The sequence below is a fragment of the Kitasatospora sp. NPDC002965 genome, from assembly GCF_040611255.1.
Classification (GTDB): Bacteria; Actinomycetota; Actinomycetes; order Streptomycetales; family Streptomycetaceae; genus Kitasatospora.
The window spans coordinates 1-24,051 of the sequence record NZ_JBEXNT010000009.1 but is presented as its reverse complement, the minus strand read 5'-3'; the positions used below and the strand labels follow the sequence as shown (position 1 = coordinate 24,051).

Sequence of the window (24,051 nt, the reverse complement as noted above, 5' to 3'; positions counted from 1 at the left end):
GCCGGACGCGGTCGGGCGGCCACCGGAGGGCTGGTCTTCACAGGGGCATCGCAGGTCTGAACCATCACCATATGGTCGGATTGTCTGTTTTGCCCGATCAGCTCCACCGAACGGCCACACACCCGCCGTGCCGTCTCCGGGTCCCCCCTCTGTCAGTGGCACCCGGCACCATGGGGGCATGGCGCCGCAGACCCAGACACCGTCCCCGTCCGACCCGCTGGCCGGCTTCGCCCCGGCCACCCGGGCCTGGTTCGGCGCCGCCTTCTCCGCCCCGACCGCCGCCCAGGCCGAGGCCTGGCGCGCCATCGGCCGGGAGACCGACGTCCTGGTCGTGGCCCCCACCGGCTCCGGCAAGACGCTCGCCGCCTTCCTGTCCGCGCTGGACCGGCTCAGCTCCGTCCCGCCGCCCGACGAGGCCGGGCGCCGCTGCCGGGTCCTCTACATCTCGCCGCTCAAGGCCCTCGCGGTCGACGTCGAACGGAACCTCCGCGCCCCGCTGGCCGGCCTGCGGCAGGCCGCCGTCCGGCTCGGCCTGCCCGAGCCCGACGTCCAGGTCGGCATCCGCTCCGGCGACACCCCCGCCGCCGACCGCCGCCGCTTCGCCACGCACCCGCCGGACATCCTGATCACCACCCCCGAATCACTCTTCCTGCTGCTCACCTCGGCCTCCCGCGAGGCGCTGCGGGGCGTCGACACGGTGATCCTGGACGAGGTGCACGCCGTCGCGGGCACCAAGCGCGGCGCCCACCTGGCGCTCTCCCTGGAGCGGCTGGACGCGCTGCTGGACCGCCCGGCCCGCCGGATCGGCCTCTCCGCCACCGTCCGCCCGGTCGAGGAGGTGGCCCGCTTCCTCAGCCCCGGGCGCGGCGCCGTCGTCGTCCAGCCGCCGTCCACCAAGGAGTTCGACCTCTCCGTGGTGGTGCCCGTACCCCACCTCGACGACCTGCCCGCCTCCCCCACCGCCGGCAGCGCCTCCGACGACGACCCGGCCCGGCAGAACTCGATCTGGCCGCACGTCGAGGAGCGGATCGTCGACCTCGTCCAGGCGCACCGCTCGACCATCGTCTTCGCCAACTCCCGCCGCCTCGCCGAGCGGCTCTGCAACCGGCTGAACGAGATCGCCCTGGAGCGCGCCACCGGCGCCGCCCTCCCCGAGGACCACGCCCCCGCCCTCCTGATGGGCGGCTCCGGCGCCGCCAAGGGCGCCCCGCCGGTGATCGCCCGCGCCCACCACGGCTCGGTCTCCAAGGAACAGCGCGCCCTGGTCGAGGAGGAGCTCAAGGCCGGCCGGCTGCCCGCCGTGGTCGCCACCTCCAGCCTGGAGCTCGGGATCGACATGGGCGCCGTCGAACTGGTCGTCCAGGTCGAGTCCCCGCCCTCGGTCGCCTCCGGCCTGCAGCGCGTCGGCCGGGCCGGCCACCAGGTCGGCGCCGTCTCCACCGGCGTCGTCTTCCCCAAGTACCGCGGGGACCTCGTCCAGTCCGCCGTGGTCACCGAACGGATGCGCACCGGCCGGATCGAGGCGCTGCGCATCCCCCGCAACCCGCTGGACGTACTGGCCCAGCAACTGGTCGCCATGACGGCGATGGAGACCTGGCAGGTCGACGAGCTGCTCGCCGTGGTCCGCCGCGCCGCGCCGTTCGCCTCCCTGCCCCAGTCCGCCTTCGACGCCGTGCTCGACATGCTGGCCGGCCGCTACCCCTCGGACGCCTTCGCCGAGCTGCGGCCCCGCCTGGTCTGGGACCGGGTGGCCGGCACCGTGACCGGCCGGCCCGGCGCGCAGCGGCTCGCCGTCACCTCCGGCGGCACCATCCCGGACCGCGGCCTGTTCGGCGTCTTCATCGCCGGGGCCGACCCCAAGAAGGGGGGCGGACGGGTGGGGGAGCTGGACGAGGAGATGGTCTACGAGTCCCGCGTCGGCGACGTCTTCACCCTCGGCACCACCTCCTGGCGGATCCAGGAGATCACCCACGACAAGGTGCTGGTCACACCCGCCCCCGGTGTCCCGGGCCGCCTCCCGTTCTGGAAGGGCGACTCCCTCGGCCGCCCGCTCGAACTCGGCCGCGCCCTCGGCGCCTTCACCCGCGAACTCGGCGCCCTCGACACCGAGGCCGCCACCGCCCGGCTCCGCGAGGCCGGCCTGGACGACTGGGCCGCCGGCAACCTGCTGGCCTACCTCGCCGAGCAGCGCACCGCCTGCGGCCACCTCCCCGACGACCGCACCATCGTGGTCGAGCGGTTCCGCGACGAACTCGGCGACTGGCGGATCGTCATCCACTCCCCCTTCGGCGCCCAGGTGCACGCCCCCTGGGCGCTCGCCCTCGGCGCCCGGCTGCGGGAGAAGCACGGCCTCGACCCGCAGGTGATGCACGCCGACGACGGCATCGTGCTCCGCCTCCCGGACGCCGACCTGCTGTCCGTCGACTTCGACTTCGGCAACCCCGCCGGGCGGCCTCCCGCCGACGACGCCCCGGTCGGCGCGGACGCCGCCCTGTTCGAGCCCGGCGAGATCGAACAGCTCGTCACCGACCAGGTCGGCAGCTCCGCCCTGTTCGCCTCCCGCTTCCGCGAGTGCGCCGGCCGCGCCCTGCTGCTCCCCCGTCGCAGCCCCGGCCGCCGCACCCCGCTGTGGCAGCAGCGGCAGCGCTCCGCCCAGCTCCTGGAGGTCGCCTCCGAGTACGGCTCCTTCCCGATCGTCCTGGAGGCCGTCCGCGAGTGCCTCCAGGACGTCTTCGACGTCCCCGGCCTGGTCGAGCTGATGGGGGACCTCGAATCCCGCGCCGTGCGCCTGATCGAGGTCACCACCACCGAGCCCTCCCCGTTCGCCCGCTCGCTCCTCTTCGGCTACGTCGCCCAGTTCCTGTACGAGGGGGACTCCCCGCTCGCCGAACGCCGGGCCGCCGCGCTCTCGCTCGACTCCCGGCTGCTCTCCGAACTCCTCGGCCAGGCCGAGCTGCGCGAGCTCCTCGACCCGGAGGTCCTGGCCGAGCTGGAGGCCGAGCTCCAGCGGCTCACCCCCGAGCGCCGGATCAAGGACGCCGAGGGCGTCGCCGACGCGCTGCGCCTGCTCGGCCCGCTCACCGAGGCGGAGCTGACCGCCCGCGGCGCCCAACCGCTCTGGGCCCTGGAACTGGAGTCCGCCCGCCGGGTGATCCAGGTCCGGATCGCCGGCGAACGGCGCTGGGCCGCCATCGAGGACGCCGGGCGGCTGCGCGACGCCCTCGGCACCCCCCTCCCGGTCGGCGTCCCCGAAGCCTTCACCGAACCGGTCAAGGACCCGCTGGGCGACCTGCTCGCCCGGCACGCGCGCACCCACGGGCCGTTCACCGCCGCCGAGGCCGCCGACCGCTTCGGTCTCGGCACCGCCGTGGTCACCGGCACCCTGCACCGGCTCACCGCCGCCGGCCGCCTGGTCCAGGGCGAGTTCCGACCGGTCGAGGGCCACACCGCCGCCGTCGAGTGGTGCGACACCGACGTGCTGCGCCGGCTGCGCCGTCGCTCGCTGGCCGCCCTGCGCCAGGAGGTCGAACCCGTCCCGCCCCGCGCCCTGGCGGCCTTCCTGCCGCAGTGGCAGCACCTGGCCGGCCACCGGCTGCGCGGCCCGGACGGCCTGCTCCGGGTGGTCGAGCAGCTCCAGGGCGCCGCGCTGCCCGCGTCGGCCCTGGAGAAGCTGGTCCTCCCGGCCCGGCTCACCGACTACTCCCCCGGCCTGCTGGACGAGCTGATGGCGGCCGGCGAGATCGGCTGGACCGGCGCCGGCGCCCTGCCGGGCAAGGACGGCTGGATCAGCCTGCACCTGGCCGAGAACGCCCAGCTGCTGCGCCCAGAACCGATCCCGCCCACCGTCACCCCGGTGCACACCGCGCTCATGGAGGCACTGGCCGGCGGCTACGGCCTCTTCTTCCGCCAGTTGGTCGCACACCTCCCGGACACCCCCGAGCAGGAGCTCGTCGAGTCGCTCTGGGACCTCGTCTGGGCGGGCTACGTCAGCAACGACACCCTGGCGCCGCTGCGCGCCCTGCTCGGTTCGGGCCGGACGGCCGGGTCCACCGCGCACCGGGCGCCCCGGGCCGTCCCGCGCGGACGCTACGGCGGCGCGGGGCGCCCGTTCGGCCGGGCCGGCGGCGCGCTGCGCAGCGGTCCGCCGACGGTCGGCGGGCGCTGGTCGCTGCTGCCCGCCTTCACCACCGAACAGACCGTCCGGGCCACCGCCCAGGCGCAGAGCCTGCTGGACCGGCACGGCCTGCTCACCCGCGGCGCGGTGGCGGCCGAACGGGTCCCGGGCGGCTTCGCCGGGGTGTACCGGGTGCTCGCCGCGATGGAGGAGCGCGGGCGGACCCGCCGGGGCTACTTCGTGGAGGGGCTGGGCGGTGCCCAGTTCGCCATGGAGGGCGCGGCCGACCGGCTGCGGTCGGTCAACGGCCGGCTGGAGCGCACCCGGGCCACCGAGTGGCCGGCCGCGCCCTCCGCGGAGCCGCCGCAGGCCCTGGTGCTGGCCGCCGCGGACCCGGCCAACGCCTACGGCGCCGCACTGCCCTGGCCCGAGCCGCCGGCCGGTGCGGGCGGCACGGGGGACGGCGCCGCGACCCGGGCACACCGGCCGGGCCGGAAGGCGGGCGCCCTGGTGGTCCTGGTCGACGGCGAGCTGAGCCTCTACGTCGAACGCGGCGGCAAGTCGTTGCTGGCCTGGCCGGAGGACTCGTCGACGCTCGCCACGGCGACCGCCGCGCTGGCCACCGCGGTCCGCTCGGGGGCGCTCGGCAGCGTCACCGTCGAACGGGCGAACGGCACGCCCGCCCTCGGCTCGGACCTCGGTGCCGCCCTGGAGGAGGCCGGCTTCCACGCCACCCCGCGCGGCCTGCGCCTGCGGCCCTAGGCGCCGTCCCCGTCACCGCCCGGCCACGGCCACGGCCCGCCGGACACACGACGGGGGCCGCGGCGCCGGTTTCCCGGTGCCGCGGCCCTCGTCCGCGTTCGTCCTCACCCGACCGGAGACTCCGCCTCCGCCCGGGCCGTCGGCTCACCCGTCCGGCGCCTCGCCGGGCCCGTGGCGTTCCGGTCGGCGTGGACCGGGATCAACCCGAGCCCCCAGCCGCCGGCCGCCAGCAGGACCGGCACCGCACCGTCGGGCAGCTGTCCGGGGGCGGCCAGCAGCCACCAACCGAGTCCGCCGGCCAGGACCGGCAGACCACGGCGGACCGGCTGCGGCCACCGCCGCCGGAGCCGTATTCGGGCCCCGGTACGCGTACGCGCCACCACCGTTCTCCGCACGACCGCCCTCCTTCGCTCGCCCCGGGCACCAGGCGCCCGGGTGTCGAGGCCGGATCAGGCGGCGACCACGTCCATCGCGGCGGCCTTGGGCGACATGTTCGCCCGGTCGGCGCCGGGGGCGGGCAGCTGTACCGGTTCGAGCACCGGCCTCAGCAGTTCACCTTCGGAGAGGGTGGCCATCGCCGCAAGTTCGGCGAGCGACAGTTCGTCGCTGACCTCGCGCATGACCTCGGACATCCGGACGTCGAGTGCGTCGCAGATGGCGGAGAGCAGCTCCGAGGAGGCCTCCTTCTGTCCCCGCTCGACCTCGGAGAGGTAACCGAGCGAAACCCTGGCGGCTGCCGACACCTCGCGGAGTGTGCGGCCCTGGCGCTGGCGCTGCCGACGCAGTACATCGCCCAGTAGGCGACGAAGCAGGATCATCGGTGCCTCCCTCCTCGGACTGCGGATCGAGATGTCACGCCCCCACCGTACCGCCTTGCCCGCTTCGCGTGCGGGGACCATGGTCGTGTTCACTCTGGGCTGCAAGGCTGTCCCCTCCCCAATTTCGGTGTCGCACCCGGGTCTGCGGGCACCTCGTCGTACCCTCCGGGCGGCACCCGGCTACCGCCGCGCCACTCGTTCGCCACCTGGTTTCTGCCCATCCGGGCCCACTGATGTAACACGATCCTCCAGCCGCACGATGCCCGTACGCCAGTTCGGCAGATCTCGGTTCGGTGGAGATCTCGGCGGACGGGACCGGCGGCGCTGCGGCGGCACCTCGACGGCACCGCCGCTGCGGGACGTCGGGCGAGCGGCGGGAGCGGCGGCGGACGAGGACTCAGTGCGTGGGCGTACCGGACGGAAGCCGCCCGACGAGCAGCTCCAGAGCGGCGGTCACCGCCCCGTGACGGATTGTGGCACGCTCTCCCGACAACCGTGGCGAAGTGACCAGACTTCCCCCGGGGCCGGCGACCGCGAGGTACACCGTGCCCACCGCCTGTCCGTCCTGCGGGTCCGGACCGGCCACCCCGGTCGTCGCGACCCCGTAGGTGGCACCCAGCAACTTCCGTACGCCCTCGGCCATCTGCCGGGCGACCACCGGGTGGACCGGCCCGTTGACCTCCAGCAGGCCCTCGTCGACCCCGAGCACCGAGGCCTTCAGCTCGGTCGCGTACGCGGTCACCGAGCCCCGGAAGGTGGTGGACGCCCCCGGGACGTCCACCAGCGCGGCCGCCAGCAGCCCGCCGGTCAGCGACTCGGCGACGGCCACCGTCCCGCCCTCGGCCCGCAGTGCGGCGTGCGCCCGCTCCGCCAACCCGTAGTCCGCCGGTCCCTGGTCCGCCGACCCGCCGACCGCAGACCCGCCGACCGCCGGCCCGCCGACCGCCGGCCCCCGGTCCGCCGGCCCGTCCGCGGCCCGCCCACCGGGCACCGGTCCGGGCCCCGACTGCCCGGACCGCCCCGCGTCCCCGGACTGCCCGGGCACCGCCTGCCCGCCCCCGGCGGCCGTCACTGAGTCGGTTCTGCCGTCCGTCGCAGCTCTGCCACTCATCCCGACGTCCCTCCCTCGCACCCCCCGGGCCCGCCCCGGAGTACCCGCCATTGTGCGCCCGGCAGCCCCCGCAGCCCCCCGCCTCGACCGGCAAAAGTCGGAACGGCCCCGCCGGGACGGGAACCGTCGCCGGCGGGGCCGCGGCACTCCGTCCGGGGTCTCAGCGCTCCGTACGGGCCGCCGCGAGGCCCTCACGGCGCAGCCGCAGCGCCTGGCCGACGTAGTCCAGCGCGGTACCGACGGTCAGCAGCACCGCGAGCCCCATCAGCAGGGCCCGGGCGGTGGCCAGCCAGCCGGTGAGTTCCAGGACGTACATGCCGACCGCGATGCCCTGGGTGAGCGTCTTCAGCTTGCCGCCCCGGCTGGCCGGGATCACGCCGAAGCGGATCACCCAGAACCGCATCAGCGTGATGCCGAGTTCGCGGGCCAGGATCACCACGGTGATCCACCACGGCAGGTCGCCCAGCACCGAGAGGCCGATCAGCGCCGCGCCCATGATCGTCTTGTCGGCGATCGGGTCGGCGATCTTGCCGAAGTCGGTGACCAGGCCCTTGCGGCGGGCCAGCTCCCCGTCGAACAGGTCGGTGATCATCGCGACGGCGAAGGACGCCCAGGCGACCGAGCGCCACTTGGGGTCGTGGCCGCCGTCGGCGAAGAGCAGCGTCACGAAGACCGGCACCAGCAGCAGCCGGAGCATCGTGAGCATGTTGGCGATGTTCCAGATCCCCGGCTCCGGGGGCACCGCGGCCTCCGGTCTGCCCGGGTGGGCCGCGGCCGGGGCGCCGGGCCCGTGGGTCATTCCCCTGCTCCGGGTGCCCGGCGGACGCGCACCTGCTCCAGCGCCTCGGCGACCAGGTCGACGCCCTCGCTGGCGACCACCCGGGCGCGGTAGAACCCGCCCACCTCGGGGTGCTCGACGCCGGTGAGCGTGGTGAGACCGTCCGTCTCGGGCGCCTGGTGGGCCGCGCGGCCCTCGACCAGGTCGCCGTCGACCGACTCGACCAGCACCTCGATCTCGGTGCCGATCCGCTGCTCGGCACGCTGGGCGGTCATCTCCTCGGCGAGCCTGCTGAGCCGGGCCAGCCGGTCCGCGACCACGTCCTCGGACAGCTTGTCCTCGAAGCCGGCGGCCTCGGTGCCGTCCTCGTCGGAGTAACCGAAGACGCCGATCGCGTCCAGCCCGGCGTGCGTGACGAACCGTTCCAGCTCGGCGAAGTCCGCCTCGCTCTCGCCGGGGAAGCCGACGATGAAGTTCGACCGGGCGCCGGCCTGCGGGGCCTTGGAGCGGATCGTCCCGAGCAGCTCCAGGAACTGGTCGGTGGAGCCGAAACGGCGCATCCGGCGGAGCACCGCCGGGGCCGAGTGCTGGAACGAGAGGTCGAAGTAGGGCACCACGCCCTCGGTGCCGGTCATCGCGTCGATCAGCCCGGGGCGCATCTCGGCGGGCTGCAGGTAGGAGACCCGGACCCGCTCGACGCCGTCGGTCTCCGAGATCTCGGTGAGCAGCGTCTCCAGCAGCCGGATGTCCCCGAGGTCCTTGCCGTACGAGGTGTTGTTCTCGCTGACCAGGACCACCTCGCGGACGCCCTGCTCGGCCAGCCACTGGGCCTCGTGCAGCACGTCGGAGGGACGGCGCGAGATGAACGAGCCGCGGAAGGCCGGGATCGCGCAGAACGAGCACCGCCGGTCGCAGCCGGAGGCGAGCTTGACGGAGGCCACCGGGCTGTCGTCCAGCCGCTTGCGCAGGGTGCGCGGCCCGGAGGCCGGGGCGAGGCCCTCGGGGAGGTCCTCGGGGGCCCCGTGGCCGGGCAGGGCGACCTCGGCGGCGGCGGACTGCCGCTCGACCGGGCTCAGCGGCAGCAGCTTGCGGCGGTCGCGGGGGATGTGCGGGGCGTGGTGGCCGCCGGAGAGGATGGTCTGCAGGCGGTCGGAGATGTCCGAGTAGTCGTCGAAGCCGAGCACGCCGTCCGCCTCGGGCAGGGCGTCGGCCAGCTCCTTGCCGTACCGCTCGGCCATGCAGCCGACCGCGACGACCGCCTGGGTGCGGCCGTGGCCCTTGAGGTCGTTGGCCTCCAGCAGGGCGTCGACGGAGTCCTTCTTGGCGGCCTCGACGAAGCCACAGGTGTTGACGACGGCGACGTCGGCTTCGGCGGCGTCGTCCACGAGCAACCAGCCGTCGGCCTCCAGTCGCCCGGCGAGTTCCTCGGAGTCCACCTCGTTGCGGGCGCATCCGAGCGTGACAAGGGCGACAGTACGGCGTTCAGGCATAGGGCCAAGATTAACGCGCGGCCGCCGGAGCCGTTCGCCCCGGAGGCCGCGCGCCTCGGTTCACGGGATCCGGACCGGGCCGGACGCCCCCTGCGATCAGCCCGCCTGCGGGTCGCCCGGGGTGTACGTGACGTGCACCACCTGGCCGTTCTTGCCCGCCGGGCCGAGGTCCTTGCCGTTGACGTACACGTGCACGGCGCCGGCGTTGCCGATCACCAACTTGATCTGCTTGGGGTCGGTGAAGGTCTGGTCCTGACCTTCCTCGATGTTGTTCTGGTACAGCGACTTCCCGTTGCCGTCGACCGCCGAGACCCAGCTGGTGTCCTTCTCGGCGACCAGCTTCACGGTGACCTTGTCGGCCGGGGCGGCGGCGATCGCGGCGGCGCTGGGCACCGGCGCGGGCGGCTGCACGGCCGGGGTCGGCACGGGGGCCGCCGGGGCGACCGAACCGGTGCCGGAACCGGCGGGCAGCGGGGCGCTGGCCGAGCCGGTGGTCGTGCTGCCGCCGGTCTTGCCGCTGACCAGGTTGAAGCCGATCAGCCCGACGACCGCGACGATCGCCGCGACCATCGCCGCCGTCCAGTTCGGCCGGCCGCGACCCGGGACCTTGATCGGGCCGCTCTCGATCAGCTGGGTGGGCCGCCGGGAGGCCGGGGAGCCGCCGTGGTCGGCGTCGTACCGGGCGACCAGCGCCTCGCCGTCCACACCGACGACCTGGGCGATCGAGCGGATGTGGCCGCGGGCGTAGAAGTCGCCGCCGCACCGGTCGAAGTCGTCCTCTTCGATGGCATGCACGAGTGGCACCCGGACCCGGGTGGCGGTACTCACCTGATCCACCGTGAGTCCGGCCTCGATCCGGGCGGCGGACAGCACCCGGCCGATGCTCGGCGCATCGGCCGTCTGTTCCGCCGCGCCGGGGGGCAGCGCGGACGACGGGGCGTTCTCGCGGTCGGGGGACTTGCCGATGGTCACGGTGCACGCCTTTCGAGCGGTGGGCCACCTGCTGGGGAACAGTCTAGGGGCGGGGGCGGATCGTTTCTCAAGCGGAACAGGCCCGAATGCGCGCGGCCGGCCCGACGCGGGGCCGGGCGTGCACTGACCGCCCGTCAGTACGGGGGGTCATCGCCGCCGGAGCTCCCGCGCCCGGCCGCGCATCCGGTGTGGCTCATGGGACGCGGTACGCACCCGATCGGTTCCGCACCGCTCGCCTACCCCTCTCCGAACGGGTGAACACCCCTGGGACGGGCCGGACCGGCGAGGGGCGACGGCCCCCGCGGCGGCCGGGTTCCCGGGGTGCGGAGCGGCGCGGAACCGGTGGGTGCCCGCTGCTCCGCCCGGGCGGTCCGTCACCCCCGGATGGTGACGATGACCCCGTCCAGCTCGTCCGGCTTCACCAGCACGTCGCGGGCCTTGGAGCCCTCGCTCGGGCCGACGATCCCCCGCGACTCCATCAGGTCCATCAGCCGCCCGGCCTTGGCGAAGCCGACCCGCAGCTTGCGCTGGAGCATCGAGGTGGACCCGAACTGCGTGGAGACCACCAGCTCGGCGGCCTGGATCAGCAGGTCCAGGTCGTCGCCGATCTCCTCGTCGATCTCCTTCTTCGGCCCGCCGCCGACCGTCACGTCGTCCCGGTAGACGGCGGTCAGCTGGTCCTTGCAGTGGTTCACCACCGCGGCGATCTCCGCCTCGGTGACGAACGCGCCCTGCATCCGGATGGGCTTGCTCGCACCCATCGGAAGGAACAGCGCGTCACCCTTGCCGATCAGCTTCTCCGCGCCGGGCTGGTCCAGGATGACCCGGGAGTCCGCCATCGCCGAGGTGGCGAACGCCAGCCGGGACGGCACGTTGGCCTTGATCAGCCCGGTGACGACGTCCACCGACGGCCGCTGGGTGGCCAGCACCAGGTGGATGCCGGCCGCTCGGGCGAGCTGGGTGATCCGGACCACCGAGTCCTCGACGTCCCGCGGGGCGACCATCATCAGGTCGGCCAGCTCGTCGACGATCACCAGGAGGTACGGGTACGGGGTCAGCTCGCGCTCGCTGCCGAGCGGTGGGGTGACCGTGCCGGCCCGGACCGCCGCGTTGAAGTCGTCCACGTGCCGGAAGCCGTACGCGGCGAGGTCGTCGTACCGCATGTCCATCTCGCGCACCACCCACTGGAGGGCCTCGGCGGCCTTCTTCGGGTTGGTGATGATGGGCGTGATCAGGTGCGGGATGCCCTCGTACGCCGTGAGCTCGACCCGCTTGGGGTCGACCAGCACCATCCGCACCTCGTCCGGGGTGGCGCGGGCCAGCACCGAGGTGATCAGGCAGTTGATGCAGGACGACTTGCCGGCGCCGGTCGCACCGGCCACCAGGATGTGCGGCATCTTGGCGAGGTTGGCCGTCACGGTGTGGCCCTCGACGTCCTTGCCCATGCCGACGACCAGCGGGTGGGTGTCCTCGGCGGCGGTGCGCGAGCGCAGCAGGTCGCCGAGGTTGACCATCTCGCGGTCCCGGTTCGGGATCTCGATGCCGACGGCCGACTTGCCCGGGATCGGGCTGATGATCCGCACGTCCGGGCTGGCCACCGCGTACGCGATGTTCTTGCCGAGCGCGGTGATCCGCTCGACCTTGACCGCCGGGCCGAGCTCGACCTCGTAGCGGGTGACCGTCGGGCCCCGGGTGAAGCCGGTGACCCGGGCGTCCACCTTGAACTCGGCGAAGACCACGGTGAGCTGGGCGACCACTTCGTCGTTGAGGGCGCTGCGGGCCTTGGCCGGGCCGCCACGCTCCAACAGGTCGAGCGGGGGGAGCGAGTAGGTGAGGCCGGCGGAGAGCTGGAGCTGCTCCATCCGGACCGGCGCGGCGCCGTGCTCCTCGGCGGCGGCGAGGCCACCGGTGCGGGCTGCCGGGACCGCGGGCTCCTCCGGCAGGGCGGTACGGTCCTGCACCTGGTGCATCATGTCCGCCACCGCCGAGGAGGCGGGCACGCCGTAGACCAGTGCGCCGTCCAGGTCGGCGGCGGCCCCGGCGGCGAGGTCCCGGGTCGCGTACGGGTCGACGGCCTCCTTCGCGAAGGGGTCCGGCTCCGCGGCCTGTTCCTCGGCCGGCTTGCGCCGTCGGCGGCGCCGGCGGGCGCCCACCTCGTCGACGGAGCCGTCACCCTCGGTGTCCACCGTGAAGGGCAGCGCCGACGGGTCGGCGTCCTCCGGCGGCTCGGTGGAGTGCTCGCGCTCCGGCGTACGCCCCCCGGAGACTTCGTCCTGCGGACCGGGCTCGACCACGCCCAGCCGGACGCCGACGCCGCGCACCCGCTCACCGATCCGGTTGACCGGGGTGGCGGTCGTGACCAGCAGGCCGAAGAAGGCGAGCAGCAGGAGCAGCGGCACCGCGAGCGCGGGCCCGGCGGCGGCCATCATCGGGGTGGAGGCGGCCCAGCCGACGATCCCGCCGGCCGTCCTTATCCTGGTCGCCCCGCTGCCCATCATGGGGGCGCCGCAGCCGATGTGGACCAGTCCCAGCACGCCGATCAGCAGGGTGGTCAGACCGATCATGATCCGCCCGTTGGCCTCCGGCAGCTCCGGGTGGCGCATCAGCCTGACCCCGACCACGGCCAGCAGGAACGGCACCAGCACGTCGAGCCGGCCGAACAGGCCGGAGACCACGTTGGTGGCGGCCTCGCCCAGCCAGCCCTGCGGGCTGAACCAGGTCCCGGCCGCCGTGACCAGGGCGAGCGCGAGCAGCAGCAGGCCGACGCCGTCCTTGCGGTGGGCCGGGTCCAGGTTCTTGGCCCCGTCGCCGAACCCGCGGAAGACCGCGCCGATGCCGTGGGCCGCGCCGAGCCAGACGGCGCGCACGGCGCGGAAGAGTATCGGCCTGGGCGCGGGGGGCGGCGCGGCGGCCGGCTTGGCCGCCGTCTTCTTCGCCGGGGCGGCCTTCTTGGCGGCCGCCTTCTTCACCGGCGCCTTGGCCGGAGCCTTCGCCGCGGCCTTCTTGGACGGTCCCGGGCTCGGGTTGCGTGCCGCGCTTCCGGGCGTGCGTGTGGCCATGGGTCAGCAGCCTACCGGGGTCCGCGACCTGTGCCCATGCCGTCGTACCGGGGCGGCGGAACGTGTCGCAGACACACCGTCACCCCGGTCGCGGTTCACCCGGAAGAAGGAACGGCGCGGCACTCTCGACGCCGCGCCCGGGGCTTCCTAGTCGGCACCGGGGCGCAGGGCGTCCAGCGCGCGCCGCAGGCCGGCCAGCTTGCGCTCCAGGTGCGCCGCCGTGGCCGCCACCCCGCTGTCCTCGGTGCCGTCCAGCTGCTTGGTCAGCGCCTCGGCCTGCTCCTCCACGGACGCCAACCGCGCCGACAGCTCGCCCAGCAGCGCACCGCCGAGGGCCGGCTCGGCGCCGCTCGCCTCCAGCTGGAGCCGGAGCAGTGCCGCCTGCTCCTTGAGCTGGCAGTTCTTCATGTACAGATCGACGAAGACCGAGACCTTGGCGCGCAGCACCCACGGGTCGAAGGGCTTGGAGATGTAGTCGACCGCACCGGCCGCGTAGCCGCGGAAGGTGTGGTGCGGCCCGTGGTTGATCGCGGTCAGGAAGATGATCGGGATGTCCCGGGTGCGCTCGCGCCGCTTGATGTGGGCGGCCGTCTCGAAGCCGTCCATCCCGGGCATCTGCACGTCCAGCAGGATCACCGCGAAGTCGTCGGTGAGCAGCGCCTTGAGCGCCTCCTCACCCGAGGCCGCCCGGACCAGGGTCTGGTCCAGCGCCGAGAGGATCGCCTCCAGCGCGAGAAGGTTCTCCGGTCGGTCGTCGACCAGGAGGATCTTCGCCTTCTGCATCACGACGCGCCCTCCTGTCGCTTGCCTACCTGGGGAAGGCACCCGCGTACTGCCCACCACTACCCCGGTCATGCTAGCCGCACCCCCTCGCCCGGCACATCGCTCCGTCGCGTCTGGTTCCGGAACGGCACGCACACAGTGCACCGGCGCACGCTCACCAGCGAGTCGCCGTCCGGTCACTGTTCGCAACGATCGGTGACCCTACCCGGTTCCCGCCCCTCCCCGCCAGCAAACCGCCCGCCGCCACGGCGTGAACCCCGGAGCGAATCACGGAGTTCACGCCCCCGACATGCCGCCTACCGCCTCCGGGCGGTCAGCCACTCGTGCATCACCGCGAGCAGGTGGTCGGTCTCCACCGGCTTGGTGATGTGATCGGTGGCACCGGCCTCCAGGGACTTCTCCTTGTCGCCCTTCATGGCCTTGGCGGTCAGCGCGATGATCGGCAGGCCGGCGAACTGCGGCATCCGGCGGATCGCCTCGGTGGTCGCGTAGCCGTCCATCTCCGGCATCATGATGTCCATCAGGACCAGCGCCACGTTCTCGTGCTGCTCCAGCATCTCGATGCCCTCGCGGCCGTTCTCCGCGTACAGCACCGTCAGGCCGTGCTGCTCCAGCACGCTGGTGAGCGCGAAGACGTTGCGGACGTCGTCGTCCACGATCAGCACCTGCTCGCCGTCGAACCGGGTGTCCACCCGGGCCGAGTGGCGGATCGTCGGAACGGGCTCGACCGGACGGCCGCCGGCGGACCTGCCCTCGGCGGGCAGCGACTCCAGGGCCGCGGCGCGGCGGCGTTCGACCGCGCCCCGGCGGCGGACCTCGGCCAGCTCGCGCACCTCCTGGGCCCAGTGGTCGGCCGGGTTCTCGCCGACCGGCACCGGCGTCCCGGCGGGGGTCACCCCCACCGCGGCTCGCGGCATCTGGCCGGCCCCGGGAACGGCCTCCGGAGCCTCGCTGCGCAGCGGCAGGTACAGCGTGAAGGTGGATCCCTTGCCGAGCTCGCTCTCGGCGTGGATCTCGCCGCCGAGCAGCCGGGCGATCTCCCGGCTGATCGACAGTCCGAGACCGGTGCCGCCGTACTTGCGACTGGTGGTGCCGTCGGCCTGCTTGAACGCCTCGAAGATCTCCCGCAGCTTGTTGTCCGGGATGCCGATGCCGGTGTCGGAGACCGCGAAGGCGATCAGCGGGTCGTCCGGCCCCTGGATCGCCCCGGCCTCCAGCAGCCGCTCCCGCACGTGCTGCGGGACGTCCGGGCCGGCCGGGGTGATCGAGAAGTCGACGGCGCCCGCGTCGGTGAACTTCACCGCGTTGGAGATCAAGTTGCGCAGCACCTGCTGGAGCCGCTGCTCGTCGGTGTGCAGGGTGACCGGGAGGGCCGGCGAGACCCGGACCCCGAACTCCAGGTTCTTGTCCAGCGCGACCGGCTGGAAGGTGGCCTCCACGTAGTCGACCAGCTGGACCAGCGCGATCCGGGCCGGCCGGACGTCCATCTTCCCGGCCTCGACCTTGGAGAGGTCGAGGATGTCGTTGATCAGCTGGAGCAGGTCCGATCCGGCGCCGTGGATGGTGTCGGCGAACTCGACCTGCTTCGGCGAGAGGTTGCCCTCGTTGTTGTCGGAGAGCAGCTTGGCGAGGATCAGCAGCGAGTTGAGCGGGGTGCGCAGCTCGTGCGACATGTTGGCGAGGAACTCGCTCTTGTACCGGGAGGCCAGCGCGAGCTGTTCGGCCCGCTCCTCCAGCACCTGCCGGGCCTCCTCGATCTCGCTGTTCTTGATCTCGATGTCCCGGTTCTGCTGGGCGAGTTGCTCGGCCTTCTCCTGCAACTCCTCGTTGGTGCGCTCCAGCTCCTCCTGACGCGCCTCCAACTCGGCAGACCGCATCGAGAGTTCGGCGGTCAGCCGCTGGGACTCCAACAGCAGGCCCTCGGTCTTGGTGTTGACGCTGATGGTGTTGACGGTGACGCCGATCAGGTCGGCGATCTGGTTGAGGAAGTCCAGTGCGACGGTGGTGAACGAGCTGAAGGTGGCCAGTTCGATCACGCCCAGCAGCCTGCCCTCGAACAGCACCGGCAGCACCACGATGTGGGCCGGCGAGGCCTCGCCGAGGCCCGAGGCGATCTTCAGGTACCCGGGCGGGGCCTCCTTGAGGATGATCGCCCGCTTCTCCACCGCCGCCTGGCCGATCAGCGACTCGCCGGGGCGGAAGGTGGTCGGCATCGCCCGCCGCTGGTAGCCGTAGCTGCCGATCAGCCGCAGCACGGTGTCGTTCTCGTCGTCGTCCTCGGTGATCAGCTCCGCCGTGCGCCCGGCCGGCTGGGCGAGGAAGAAGGCGCCGTGCTGGGCCGAGACCACCGGGGTGAGCTCGGTCATGATCAGCGAGGCGACCGCCTCCAGGTCCCGGCGGCCCTGCAACAGGCCGGAGATCCGGGCCAGGTTGGTCTTGAGCCAGTCCTGCTCCTGGTTGGTGCGGGTGGTCTCGCGCAGGTTGGCGATCATCTGGTTGATGTTGTCCTTGAGCTCGTCGAGCTCCCCGGCGGCGTCCACGTCGATCCGCAGCGACAGGTCGCCCCTGGTCACGGCGGTGGCGACCTGCGCGATCGCGCGCACCTGCCGGGTCAGGTTGTTGGCCAGCTCGTTGACCGACTCGGTCAGGTCCTGCCAGGTGCCGTCCACGCCCGGCACGCGGGCCTGGCCGCCGAGCCGCCCGTCGGTGCCCACCTCGCGGGCGACCCGGGTGACCTCGTCGGCGAACGAGCCCAGCTGGTCGACCATGGTGTTGATGCTGGTCTTCAGCTCCAGGAACTCGCCCCGCGCGTCGACGTCGATCTTCTGCGACAGGTCGCCGCGGGCCACCGCCGTGATCACCAGCGCGATGTTCCGCACCTGGCCCGTCAGGTTGTTGGCCATCAGGTTGACGTTGTCGGTCAGGTCCTTCCAGATCCCGGCCACCCCCGGCACGCTCGCCTGACCGCCCAGGGTGCCGTCGGTGCCCACCTCGCGCGCCACCCTGGTCACCTCGACCGCGAACGCGGACAGCTGGTCGACCATCGTGTTGAGCGTCCCGGCCAGCGCCGCGACCTCGCCCTGGGCCTCGATGGTGATCTTCTTGGAGAGGTCACCGCGGGCCACGGCGGACGCCACCTCGGCGATGTTCCGCACCTGGCCCGTCAGGTTCGACGCCATGAAGTTCACGTTGTCGGTCAGGTCCTTCCAGATGCCCGACACCCCGCGCACCCGGGCCTGGCCGCCCAGGATCCCCTCCGTACCCACCTCGCGCGCCACCCGGGTGACCTCGTCGGCGAACGCCGACAGCTGGTCCACCATGGTGTTCACGGTGGTGACCAGCTCCAGGATCTCCCCGCGCGCATCGACGGTGATCTTCTTCGAGACGTCCCCGAGCGCCACCGCCGTGGTCACCTCGGCGATGTTGCGGACCTGGCTGGTCAGGTTGTTGGCCATCAGGTTGACGCTGTTGGTCAGGTCCTTCCAGGTGCCGGACACCCCGGGCACGCTCGCCTGGCCACCGAGGATGCCCTCGGTGCCGACGTCCCGGGCGACCCGCGTCACCTCGTCGGCGAAGGCGCTCAGCTGGTCCACCATCGTGTTGATGGTGTTCTTCAGCTCCAGGATCTCGCCCTGCGCGTCCACCTGGATCTTCTGCGACAGGTCGCCCCGGGCGACCGCGGTGGTCACCTGCGCGATGTTCCGCACCTGATCGGTGAGGTTGTTCGCCATGAAGTTGACGTTGTCGGTCAGGTCCCGCCAGACCCCGGCCGCGCCGGGTACCTGCGCCTGACCCCCGAGCCGACCCTCGGTGCCCACCTGACGGGCCACCCGGGTCACCTGCTCGGCGAAGCCGGAGAGCTGGTCCACCATCGTGTTGATGGTGCTCTTGAGCTCCAGCATCTCGCCGCGCGCGTCCACCTCGATCTTCTGCGAGAGGTCGCCGCGCGCCACCGCCGTCGTCACCTGCGCGATGCTGCGGACCTGGCCGGTCAGGTTGTCGGCCATGAAGTTCACCGAGTCGGTGAGGTCGCGCCAGACCCCGGCGACGCCCGGCACCTGCGCCTGGCCCCCGAGCCGGCCCTCCGTCCCCACGTCCCGGGCCACCCCGGTCACCTGCGCCGCGAAGCCGTTCAGCTGGTCCACCATCGTGTTGACGGTGTTCTTCAGCTCCAGCATCTCGCCGGCCACCTCGACCGTCACCTTGCGGGAGAGGTCGCCCTTGGCCACCGCCGTGGTCACCTGCGCGATGTTCCGCACCTGCGCGGTCAGCCGGCCGGCCATGGTGTTGACCGAGTCCGCGAGGTCCTTCCAGCTGCCGGACACGCTGCGCACCTTGGCCTGACCGCCGAGCTTGCCCTCGGTACCGACCTCCCGGGCCACCCGGGTCACCTCGTCGGTGAACTCCGACAGCTGGTCCACCAGCCCGTTGACCGTCCGCCCGATCTTCAGGTACTCGCCGCGCAGCGGGTGACTCACCCCGTTGCTGTGCAGCGAGCGCAGCTCCATCTTCTGGTCCAGGTCGCCCTCGGCGATCGACGCCAGCACCCGGCCCACCTCGGCCATCGGCCGCGCCAGGTCGTCGATCAGCGCGTTGCAGTTGTCGACCGCCGCCATCCAGGCGCCCTCGCCCGCACCGGTCTCCAGCCGCTCGTTCAGCCGGCCCTCCCGGCCCACCGCACGCCGCACCCGCGCGAGTTCACCCGTCAGGTGCTGGTTCCGCTCGGCGACCTCGTTGAACACCGCGGCGATCTCCGCCAGCGGACCGTCCCCCGGCACCGTCAGCCGGCGCCGGAAGTTGCCGTCGCGCATCGCCGTCAGCGCCGACAGGAGCTTGCGCAGCTCGGCCGGCTCGGCACCGCGGCTGTGATTGGCACGCCGGCCGGCCGCGCTCCGCGGCGCGGCCCCGGAGCGTCCGCCACGCTGGGCGGGCGGCGTCGTACCGGTTGCGTCCTTGGTGGCCGAACTCAACGGGCCCCTCCCAAATGGTGAACTGTCCGGCACCGCGCGACCGCGCCCCGGACGGGCCCGGCACCGGGTACCGTCCCGGTGACGTCCCGGTGACCCGCACGCGGACCACCGGCACCCGCAACGACCGTACTGCTCGGACCGGACACCGCGGACCCCCCAGTCTGGCAGTACTCGCGCCGGGTATAAGGCCGGTTGCGCTCGGTTGGTACCGCCCCGGCCGAAACAGGTGGTCAGAATCACCCTCCGGTGCCTGTTTCGACGCCCCGCCCCCACGGGGAACCAAGCGGAAAGTAGGGTGGAGCGCTGCACCGGGCCGCGCCCCGCCCCGAGCCGCCGCCCACCCCGTCGGCGCACACCGCGAGCCGGCGCCGCACACCGGACAGCCAGGGCCAGAGCAGAGGAGACGTGGCAACGTGGTCACCGCGCGCGCAGCCGCCACCTTCGAACCGGTGGGTCGGTCGGCCTCCGCCGCCCGCTCGTTCGTCCGCGACGCCCTGTTGGGCTGGGGCCTGCCCGAGGTCGTCGACGACGCCGTGGTGCTGGTCAGCGAACTCGTCACCAACGCCGTCGTCCACGCCGGCACCGCCGCCGAGGTCTGTTGCCTGCGTGAGGCGGACACCGTCCGGATCGAGGTCACCGACCACCACCCCGAACGCGGCCTGCCCACGTTCGCCGACGTCCCGGCCACCGCCTCCGACCACTACGCCGACCCCGACGGCGAGGGCGGCCGCGGCCTGCTGATGTGCGCCGCCCTCGCCGAACGCTGGGGCGTCGAGTACGGCGCCGGCCGCAAGACCGTCTGGTTCCGCCTCGCCCTTCCCGCCCACGTCGCCGGCACCCGCTACGCCGTCCCCGCCACCCCCGGCAGCGAACTGCCCAGCAGCAGCGGCCCGGTCCACGTCGCCGTGGTCCAGCTCGACGACGACGGCCGCGTCCTCGCCTGGAACCCCGACGCCGAGGCGCTCTTCCAGCACCCCGCCGACACCGTGCTCGGCCGTCCCTGGGCCGACCTCGCCGTCTGGCCCCAGACCCCCGGGCTCGGCCTCGCCGCCACCCTCCGCCTCGCCCGGTGGGAGGGCGGCTACGCCCTGCGCCGCGCCGACGGCTCCACCGTCGACGTCTACGGCGTCCAGGTCCGCCTCCGCGACACCGACGGCACACCCTCCGCGCTCTGCCTGCTCGTCCTCGACGACGACCGCGCCGTCCTGCGCTCCCCCGCCCGGGCCCTGCCCGGCGAGAAGCCCGAGACCGCCGCCCGCCTCGACCTGCTGGCCGGCCTCGGCTCCGGCGAGGACCTCGACACCATGCTCCAGCACACCGTCGAACGCGCCCGCGACCTGCTCGACGCCGACGCGGCCTACCTGCTGCTCACCACCGACGACGAGACCGAGTTCGAGGTCCGCGCCGCCACCGGACTCACCTCCGGCCACCGCCGGCACAGCCGGTTCCCGGTCGACACCGGCAACCGCTACGACTCGCCCCGCCTCCCCTCCGTCCACGAGGACCTCGCCTCCCGGCCCACCGGCCTGCCCGTCCTCGGCGGCAGCGGCATGCGCTCCCTGCTCACCGTCCCGCTCAAGGTCGAGGGCCGGCTCATCGGCTCGCTCGGCATCGCCACCGCCGCACCCGGCCGGTACGACAACGAGGACGCGCTCCGCCTGCAGTTCGCCGCCGACCGGCTCGCCCTGGCCGTCGAGTCCACCCGGCTCACCGAACTCGAACGGCTGCGCCGCGGCTCGCTCTCCTTCCTCGTCGAGGCCTCCGACCTGCTGGCCGGCACCCTGGAACACGAGCAGACCCTCGCCCTGATGGCGCAGATGGCCGTCCCCACCCTCTCCTCCTGGTGCGCCGTCTACACCAACGGCGACCACGGCGCCGCGGCCTCGCTCGCCTTCGTCCTGCACGAGGACGAGGACCGCATCGACCCGCTGCGCGCCCTGCTCGACAAGACCCCCGCGCCCGACGCCGGCCCCACCCACGGAGCCCGCTTCTGGACCGCGCCGACCGACACCGCGCGCGGCAACGGACTCGCCGACAGCCCCGACCTGTCCGGGCTCCTGGGCGAGACGGTCGTCCTGCCGCTGACCGCCCGCAACCGCGTGATCGGCCTGTTCGTCCTCGGCACCCCGACCGGTGTCCGGTTCCGCCAGGAGGTCCTCGAACTCGCCGAGGACCTCTCCCGCCGGGCCGCCCTCGCCCTCGACAACTCCCGCCTCTACTCCGAGCGCACCGCCACCAGCCAGGCCCTCCAGCGCAGCCTGCTGCCACCGGACCTGCCGGAGATCCCGGGCGTCGAGGTGGACGTCTACTACCAGGCGGCCGGCGAGGGCAACGAGGTCGGCGGCGACTTCTACGACCTCTTCCCGATCCGCGAGGGCACCTACGGCTTCGCCATCGGCGACGTCTGCGGCACCGGCCCGGAGGCAGCCTCCGTCACCGGCCTCGCCCGGCACTCGCTGCGCCTGCTCGCCCGCGAGGGCCTGGACGCCCCGCAGGTCCTCAGCCGGCTCAACACCGCCATCCTGGACGAGGGTTCGCGCAGCCGCTTCCTCACCCTGCTGTACGGCGAGCTGACGCCCCTTCCGGACGGCAGCACCGAGCTCTCCCTGGTCTGCGCCGGCCACCCGCTGCCGCTCCGCCTGCGCACCGACGGCCAGGTCGACCGCGCCGCGACCCCGCAGCCGCTGCTCGGCGTCATGGAGGACCTCGAACTCACCGCCGAGCGCCTGGTGCTCCTGCCCGGCGAGGTCCTGCTGTGTGTCACCGACGGCGTCACCGAACGCCGTGAGGGCCGGCGGATGCTGGGCGATGACGGCCTCGCCGAGGTGCTCACCGGCTGCACCGGGCTGACCGCGGGCGCGGTCGCGATGCGGGTGCAGCGGGCGGTCGAGCGGTTCGCCCCCGAGCCGCCGTCCGACGACATGGCGATCCTCACCCTGCGGGTCCCCACCCAGCGCACCGCCTGAGCCCCACCCGCGCTCGGGTCCGGGCCGGGTTCGGGTCCTGTCGGACCGTGAACGATCCCTGGCTGACGGCGTCACAAATTGTGCGATTCACAAGGGTACAAGCCCGCTCACCCTGGGTACACCGATCTCACCGGGGAATCCCCCGGCGGGGACGTGACCAGCGGTTCTCCGCTGGCCCAGCATTCTGATCGCAGCCGTCGCACGCTCCAGCCGTGCGCCCTCGGCGCGATCGCGCGCATCCACCTCATCGAAACTCACCCGAGTTCACTGCGCCCTGCGCGCGCCCAGAGTGAAAGGAGCCTCCGGTGAGCAACGAAGCTACCGGGGCACTGAACGCCCGCTCAACCGGCGCCGACGCGGGTAACCTCGGTTACCTCGCACTCGGCCTGACTCTCCTCGCCTACGGCCTCCTCTCCACCGGCATCTTCAGTGGCACCGCCGTAGGGGACTCGGCCCGTCTCGCCCACGTCGTCGGCGGTCTCACCCTCTTCATCGCCGGTCTCTGGCAGTTCCGCGGCGGCGAGGGCTTCACCGGCACCGCCTTCACCAGCCTCGGTGCCTTCTGGGCCACCTGGTCCACGGCCTCCGGCGCCCACAAGAACGCGGCCGGCCTGTTCCTGCTCCTGTGGGCCCTGCTCGCGCTCACCCTCACCGCGGCCAGTTGGAACGCAGGACTGTTCAGCCGGGCCGTCTACGGCCTGCTGACGGTCTCGCTGCTGCTCTCCGCACTCGCCGTCTTCAACACCTCCGGAGGCCTCGCCAAGGCCGCCGGCTGGGTCGCAGCAGCCTCCGGGCTGACGGCCTGGTACTGGGCCACCGCGTCGCTGACCAACAGCGCGTGGGGCCGGGACGCCCTGCCCGTCAAGTAACGGCAGGGGTGCCGGTGGTCCGGACCCACCCCCCACGGGGCCCGGCCCACCGGCACATCACGCTTCACCCCCGCCCGCCGTCGCCCCGGCCGCCACCGCCGCCGGGGCGACGCTGCTGCCCGGTGACGGCTCAACCGCCCGCGGACACCCGCTCCGGCTCGGCCGCGGACCGCACCGCAGCCTCGCGCCGGGCCCGCCGACGGGCGACACCGGCCTGGGCCGCGTACGCCAGCAGCAGGATCGCCACCGCCACCAGGCCGTCCGCCCAGAAGTGGTTGGCCGTGACGACCACGACCGTCACCGTCAGGACCGGGTGCAGCAGCATCAGCCAGCGCAGCGGGCTGGGCGACACCTTGATCACGGCGACCGCCACCAGCACGCACCAGGCCACGTGCACCGACGGCATCGCCGACAGCTGCGCCGCCTTGACCACCCCGGCGACCGCTCCCCCGTACACCGACTGCCCGTACTCCGCCGCGACGTCCACGAAGCCCTCCTGCGGCAGCATCCGGGGCGGGGCCACCGGAATGAACTGCACGGCCAGGCAGACCGCCGTCGTGACGACCACGGTGGTCCGCACCCACGCGTACCGCTCGCGGTGCCGCAGGAACACCCAGACCAGCACCGCGATCATCACCGTGAAGTGCATCGCCGCGTAGTAGTAGTTGGCCAGCCTCACCAGCACCGGGTACGGCGTCACCGCCTCCTGCCAGGCCGCTTCGTCCGGCAGCCCGAGGGCCAGCTCCGTCCGGTGGATCCAGCTCGCCCGGTCCAGCGCGTGTTCGGTGCTCATCAGCGAGAGGCTCCCGACCAGCTGCCAGAGCGCGAACAGTGCGAGCAGGGTGCCGGCCTCCCGCAGGACCGCCGAGACCGCCCCCCGACGGACCCGGGCGGCCGCGTACGAGCCACCGTAGAGTGCGACCGCGGCGCCCCCGGCGGACTCCCAGGTAAGGGTCAGGTTCTGCAACGGTTCGTGCCTCTCCACCGGGCTTGGACGTGGTGGAGAGACGTTAACGCAAAAAGACCCCCTCCCGAACGGGAGGGGGTCTTTTTGGAATGATTGTTCGGCGGCGTCCTACTCTCCCACAGGGTCCCCCCTGCAGTACCATCGGCGCTGTGAGGCTTAGCTTCCGGGTTCGGAATGTAACCGGGCGTTTCCCTCACGCTATGACCACCGAAACACTATGAAACTGTCAACCGCACCCACACCGTGACCAGACGTGTGGGGGTCGTTGTTTCAGAACAACACAGTGGACGCGAGCAACTGAGGACAAGCCCTCGGCCTATTAGTACCGGTCAACTCCACCCCTCACAGGGCTTCCATATCCGGCCTATCAACCCAGTCGTCTACTGGGAGCC

The 24,051-nt window shown here is 73.1% G+C and carries 13 protein-coding genes and 2 rRNA genes; 3 read left to right on the top strand and 12 right to left on the bottom strand.

The window, feature by feature from the left end; genetic code table 11:
- The first annotated feature begins 178 nt into the window (after positions 1-178).
- Positions 179-4,876, top strand: coding sequence for an ATP-dependent helicase (locus ABZY91_RS06215; RefSeq protein ID WP_355400167.1), 4,698 nt, complete (start codon positions 179-181; stop codon positions 4,874-4,876).
- Between the two features lie 104 nt (positions 4,877-4,980).
- Here the strand turns inward: ABZY91_RS06215 and ABZY91_RS06210 are convergent, their stop codons facing one another.
- From ABZY91_RS06210 to ABZY91_RS06170, 9 genes are all read right to left on the bottom strand, one after another.
- Positions 4,981-5,271, bottom strand: coding sequence for a hypothetical protein (locus ABZY91_RS06210; protein ID WP_329949975.1), 291 nt, complete (start codon positions 5,269-5,271; stop codon positions 4,981-4,983).
- A 54-nt stretch (positions 5,272-5,325) separates the two neighbouring features.
- Complete coding sequence (locus ABZY91_RS06205; protein WP_327681118.1) at positions 5,326-5,694, bottom strand: helix-turn-helix transcriptional regulator; 369 nt, start codon at positions 5,692-5,694, stop codon at positions 5,326-5,328.
- Positions 5,695-6,091: 397 nt separating this feature from the next.
- Positions 6,092-6,568 (bottom strand): CinA family protein, encoded by a 477-nt coding sequence (locus tag ABZY91_RS06200; RefSeq protein ID WP_329882677.1) that lies wholly within the window; start codon positions 6,566-6,568, stop codon positions 6,092-6,094.
- Positions 6,569-6,965: 397 nt separating this feature from the next.
- Positions 6,966-7,604, bottom strand: a complete 639-nt coding sequence (gene pgsA, locus ABZY91_RS06195) for a CDP-diacylglycerol--glycerol-3-phosphate 3-phosphatidyltransferase (protein WP_329882550.1) — start codon at positions 7,602-7,604, stop codon at positions 6,966-6,968.
- Positions 7,601-9,073, bottom strand: a complete 1,473-nt coding sequence (gene rimO / locus ABZY91_RS06190; RefSeq protein ID WP_329882549.1) for a 30S ribosomal protein S12 methylthiotransferase RimO — start codon at positions 9,071-9,073, stop codon at positions 7,601-7,603. Before rimO ends, pgsA begins: the two co-directional genes overlap by 4 nt.
- Before the next feature lie 96 nt (positions 9,074-9,169).
- Entirely contained in the window at positions 9,170-10,045 is an 876-nt protein-coding gene (locus ABZY91_RS06185; protein ID WP_329882548.1) for a helix-turn-helix domain-containing protein, read from the bottom strand.
- A 374-nt stretch (positions 10,046-10,419) separates the two neighbouring features.
- Positions 10,420-13,104, bottom strand: a complete 2,685-nt coding sequence (locus ABZY91_RS06180; protein ID WP_355400163.1) for a DNA translocase FtsK — start codon at positions 13,102-13,104, stop codon at positions 10,420-10,422.
- 147 nt (positions 13,105-13,251) lie between these two features.
- Positions 13,252-13,890 carry a response regulator gene (locus tag ABZY91_RS06175; protein ID WP_329882546.1) on the bottom strand — a complete coding sequence of 213 codons (639 nt, stop codon included), beginning with the start codon at positions 13,888-13,890 and terminating at the stop codon, positions 13,252-13,254.
- Between the two features lie 293 nt (positions 13,891-14,183).
- Positions 14,184-18,728, bottom strand: coding sequence for a HAMP domain-containing protein (locus tag ABZY91_RS06170; RefSeq protein WP_355400274.1), 4,545 nt, complete (start codon positions 18,726-18,728; stop codon positions 14,184-14,186).
- A gap of 542 nt (positions 18,729-19,270) precedes the next feature.
- Here ABZY91_RS06170 and ABZY91_RS06165 point away from each other — a divergent pair.
- Positions 19,271-21,823 (top strand): SpoIIE family protein phosphatase, encoded by a 2,553-nt coding sequence (locus ABZY91_RS06165; protein WP_355400161.1) that lies wholly within the window; start codon positions 19,271-19,273, stop codon positions 21,821-21,823.
- Positions 21,824-22,128: 305 nt separating this feature from the next.
- Positions 22,129-22,692, top strand: coding sequence for an acetate uptake transporter (locus ABZY91_RS06160; RefSeq protein ID WP_329882544.1), 564 nt, complete (start codon positions 22,129-22,131; stop codon positions 22,690-22,692).
- A gap of 130 nt (positions 22,693-22,822) precedes the next feature.
- Here the strand turns inward: ABZY91_RS06160 and ABZY91_RS06155 are convergent, their stop codons facing one another.
- From ABZY91_RS06155 to ABZY91_RS06145, 3 genes are all read right to left on the bottom strand, one after another.
- A complete protein-coding gene (locus tag ABZY91_RS06155; protein WP_329882543.1) occupies positions 22,823-23,659 on the bottom strand; it encodes a phosphatase PAP2 family protein in 837 nt (278 codons plus the stop codon).
- A gap of 95 nt (positions 23,660-23,754) precedes the next feature.
- Positions 23,755-23,871 (bottom strand): 5S ribosomal RNA (rrf, locus tag ABZY91_RS06150).
- 87 nt (positions 23,872-23,958) lie between these two features.
- Positions 23,959-24,051: ribosomal RNA gene (locus ABZY91_RS06145) — 23S ribosomal RNA — on the bottom strand; the annotation flags it as partial.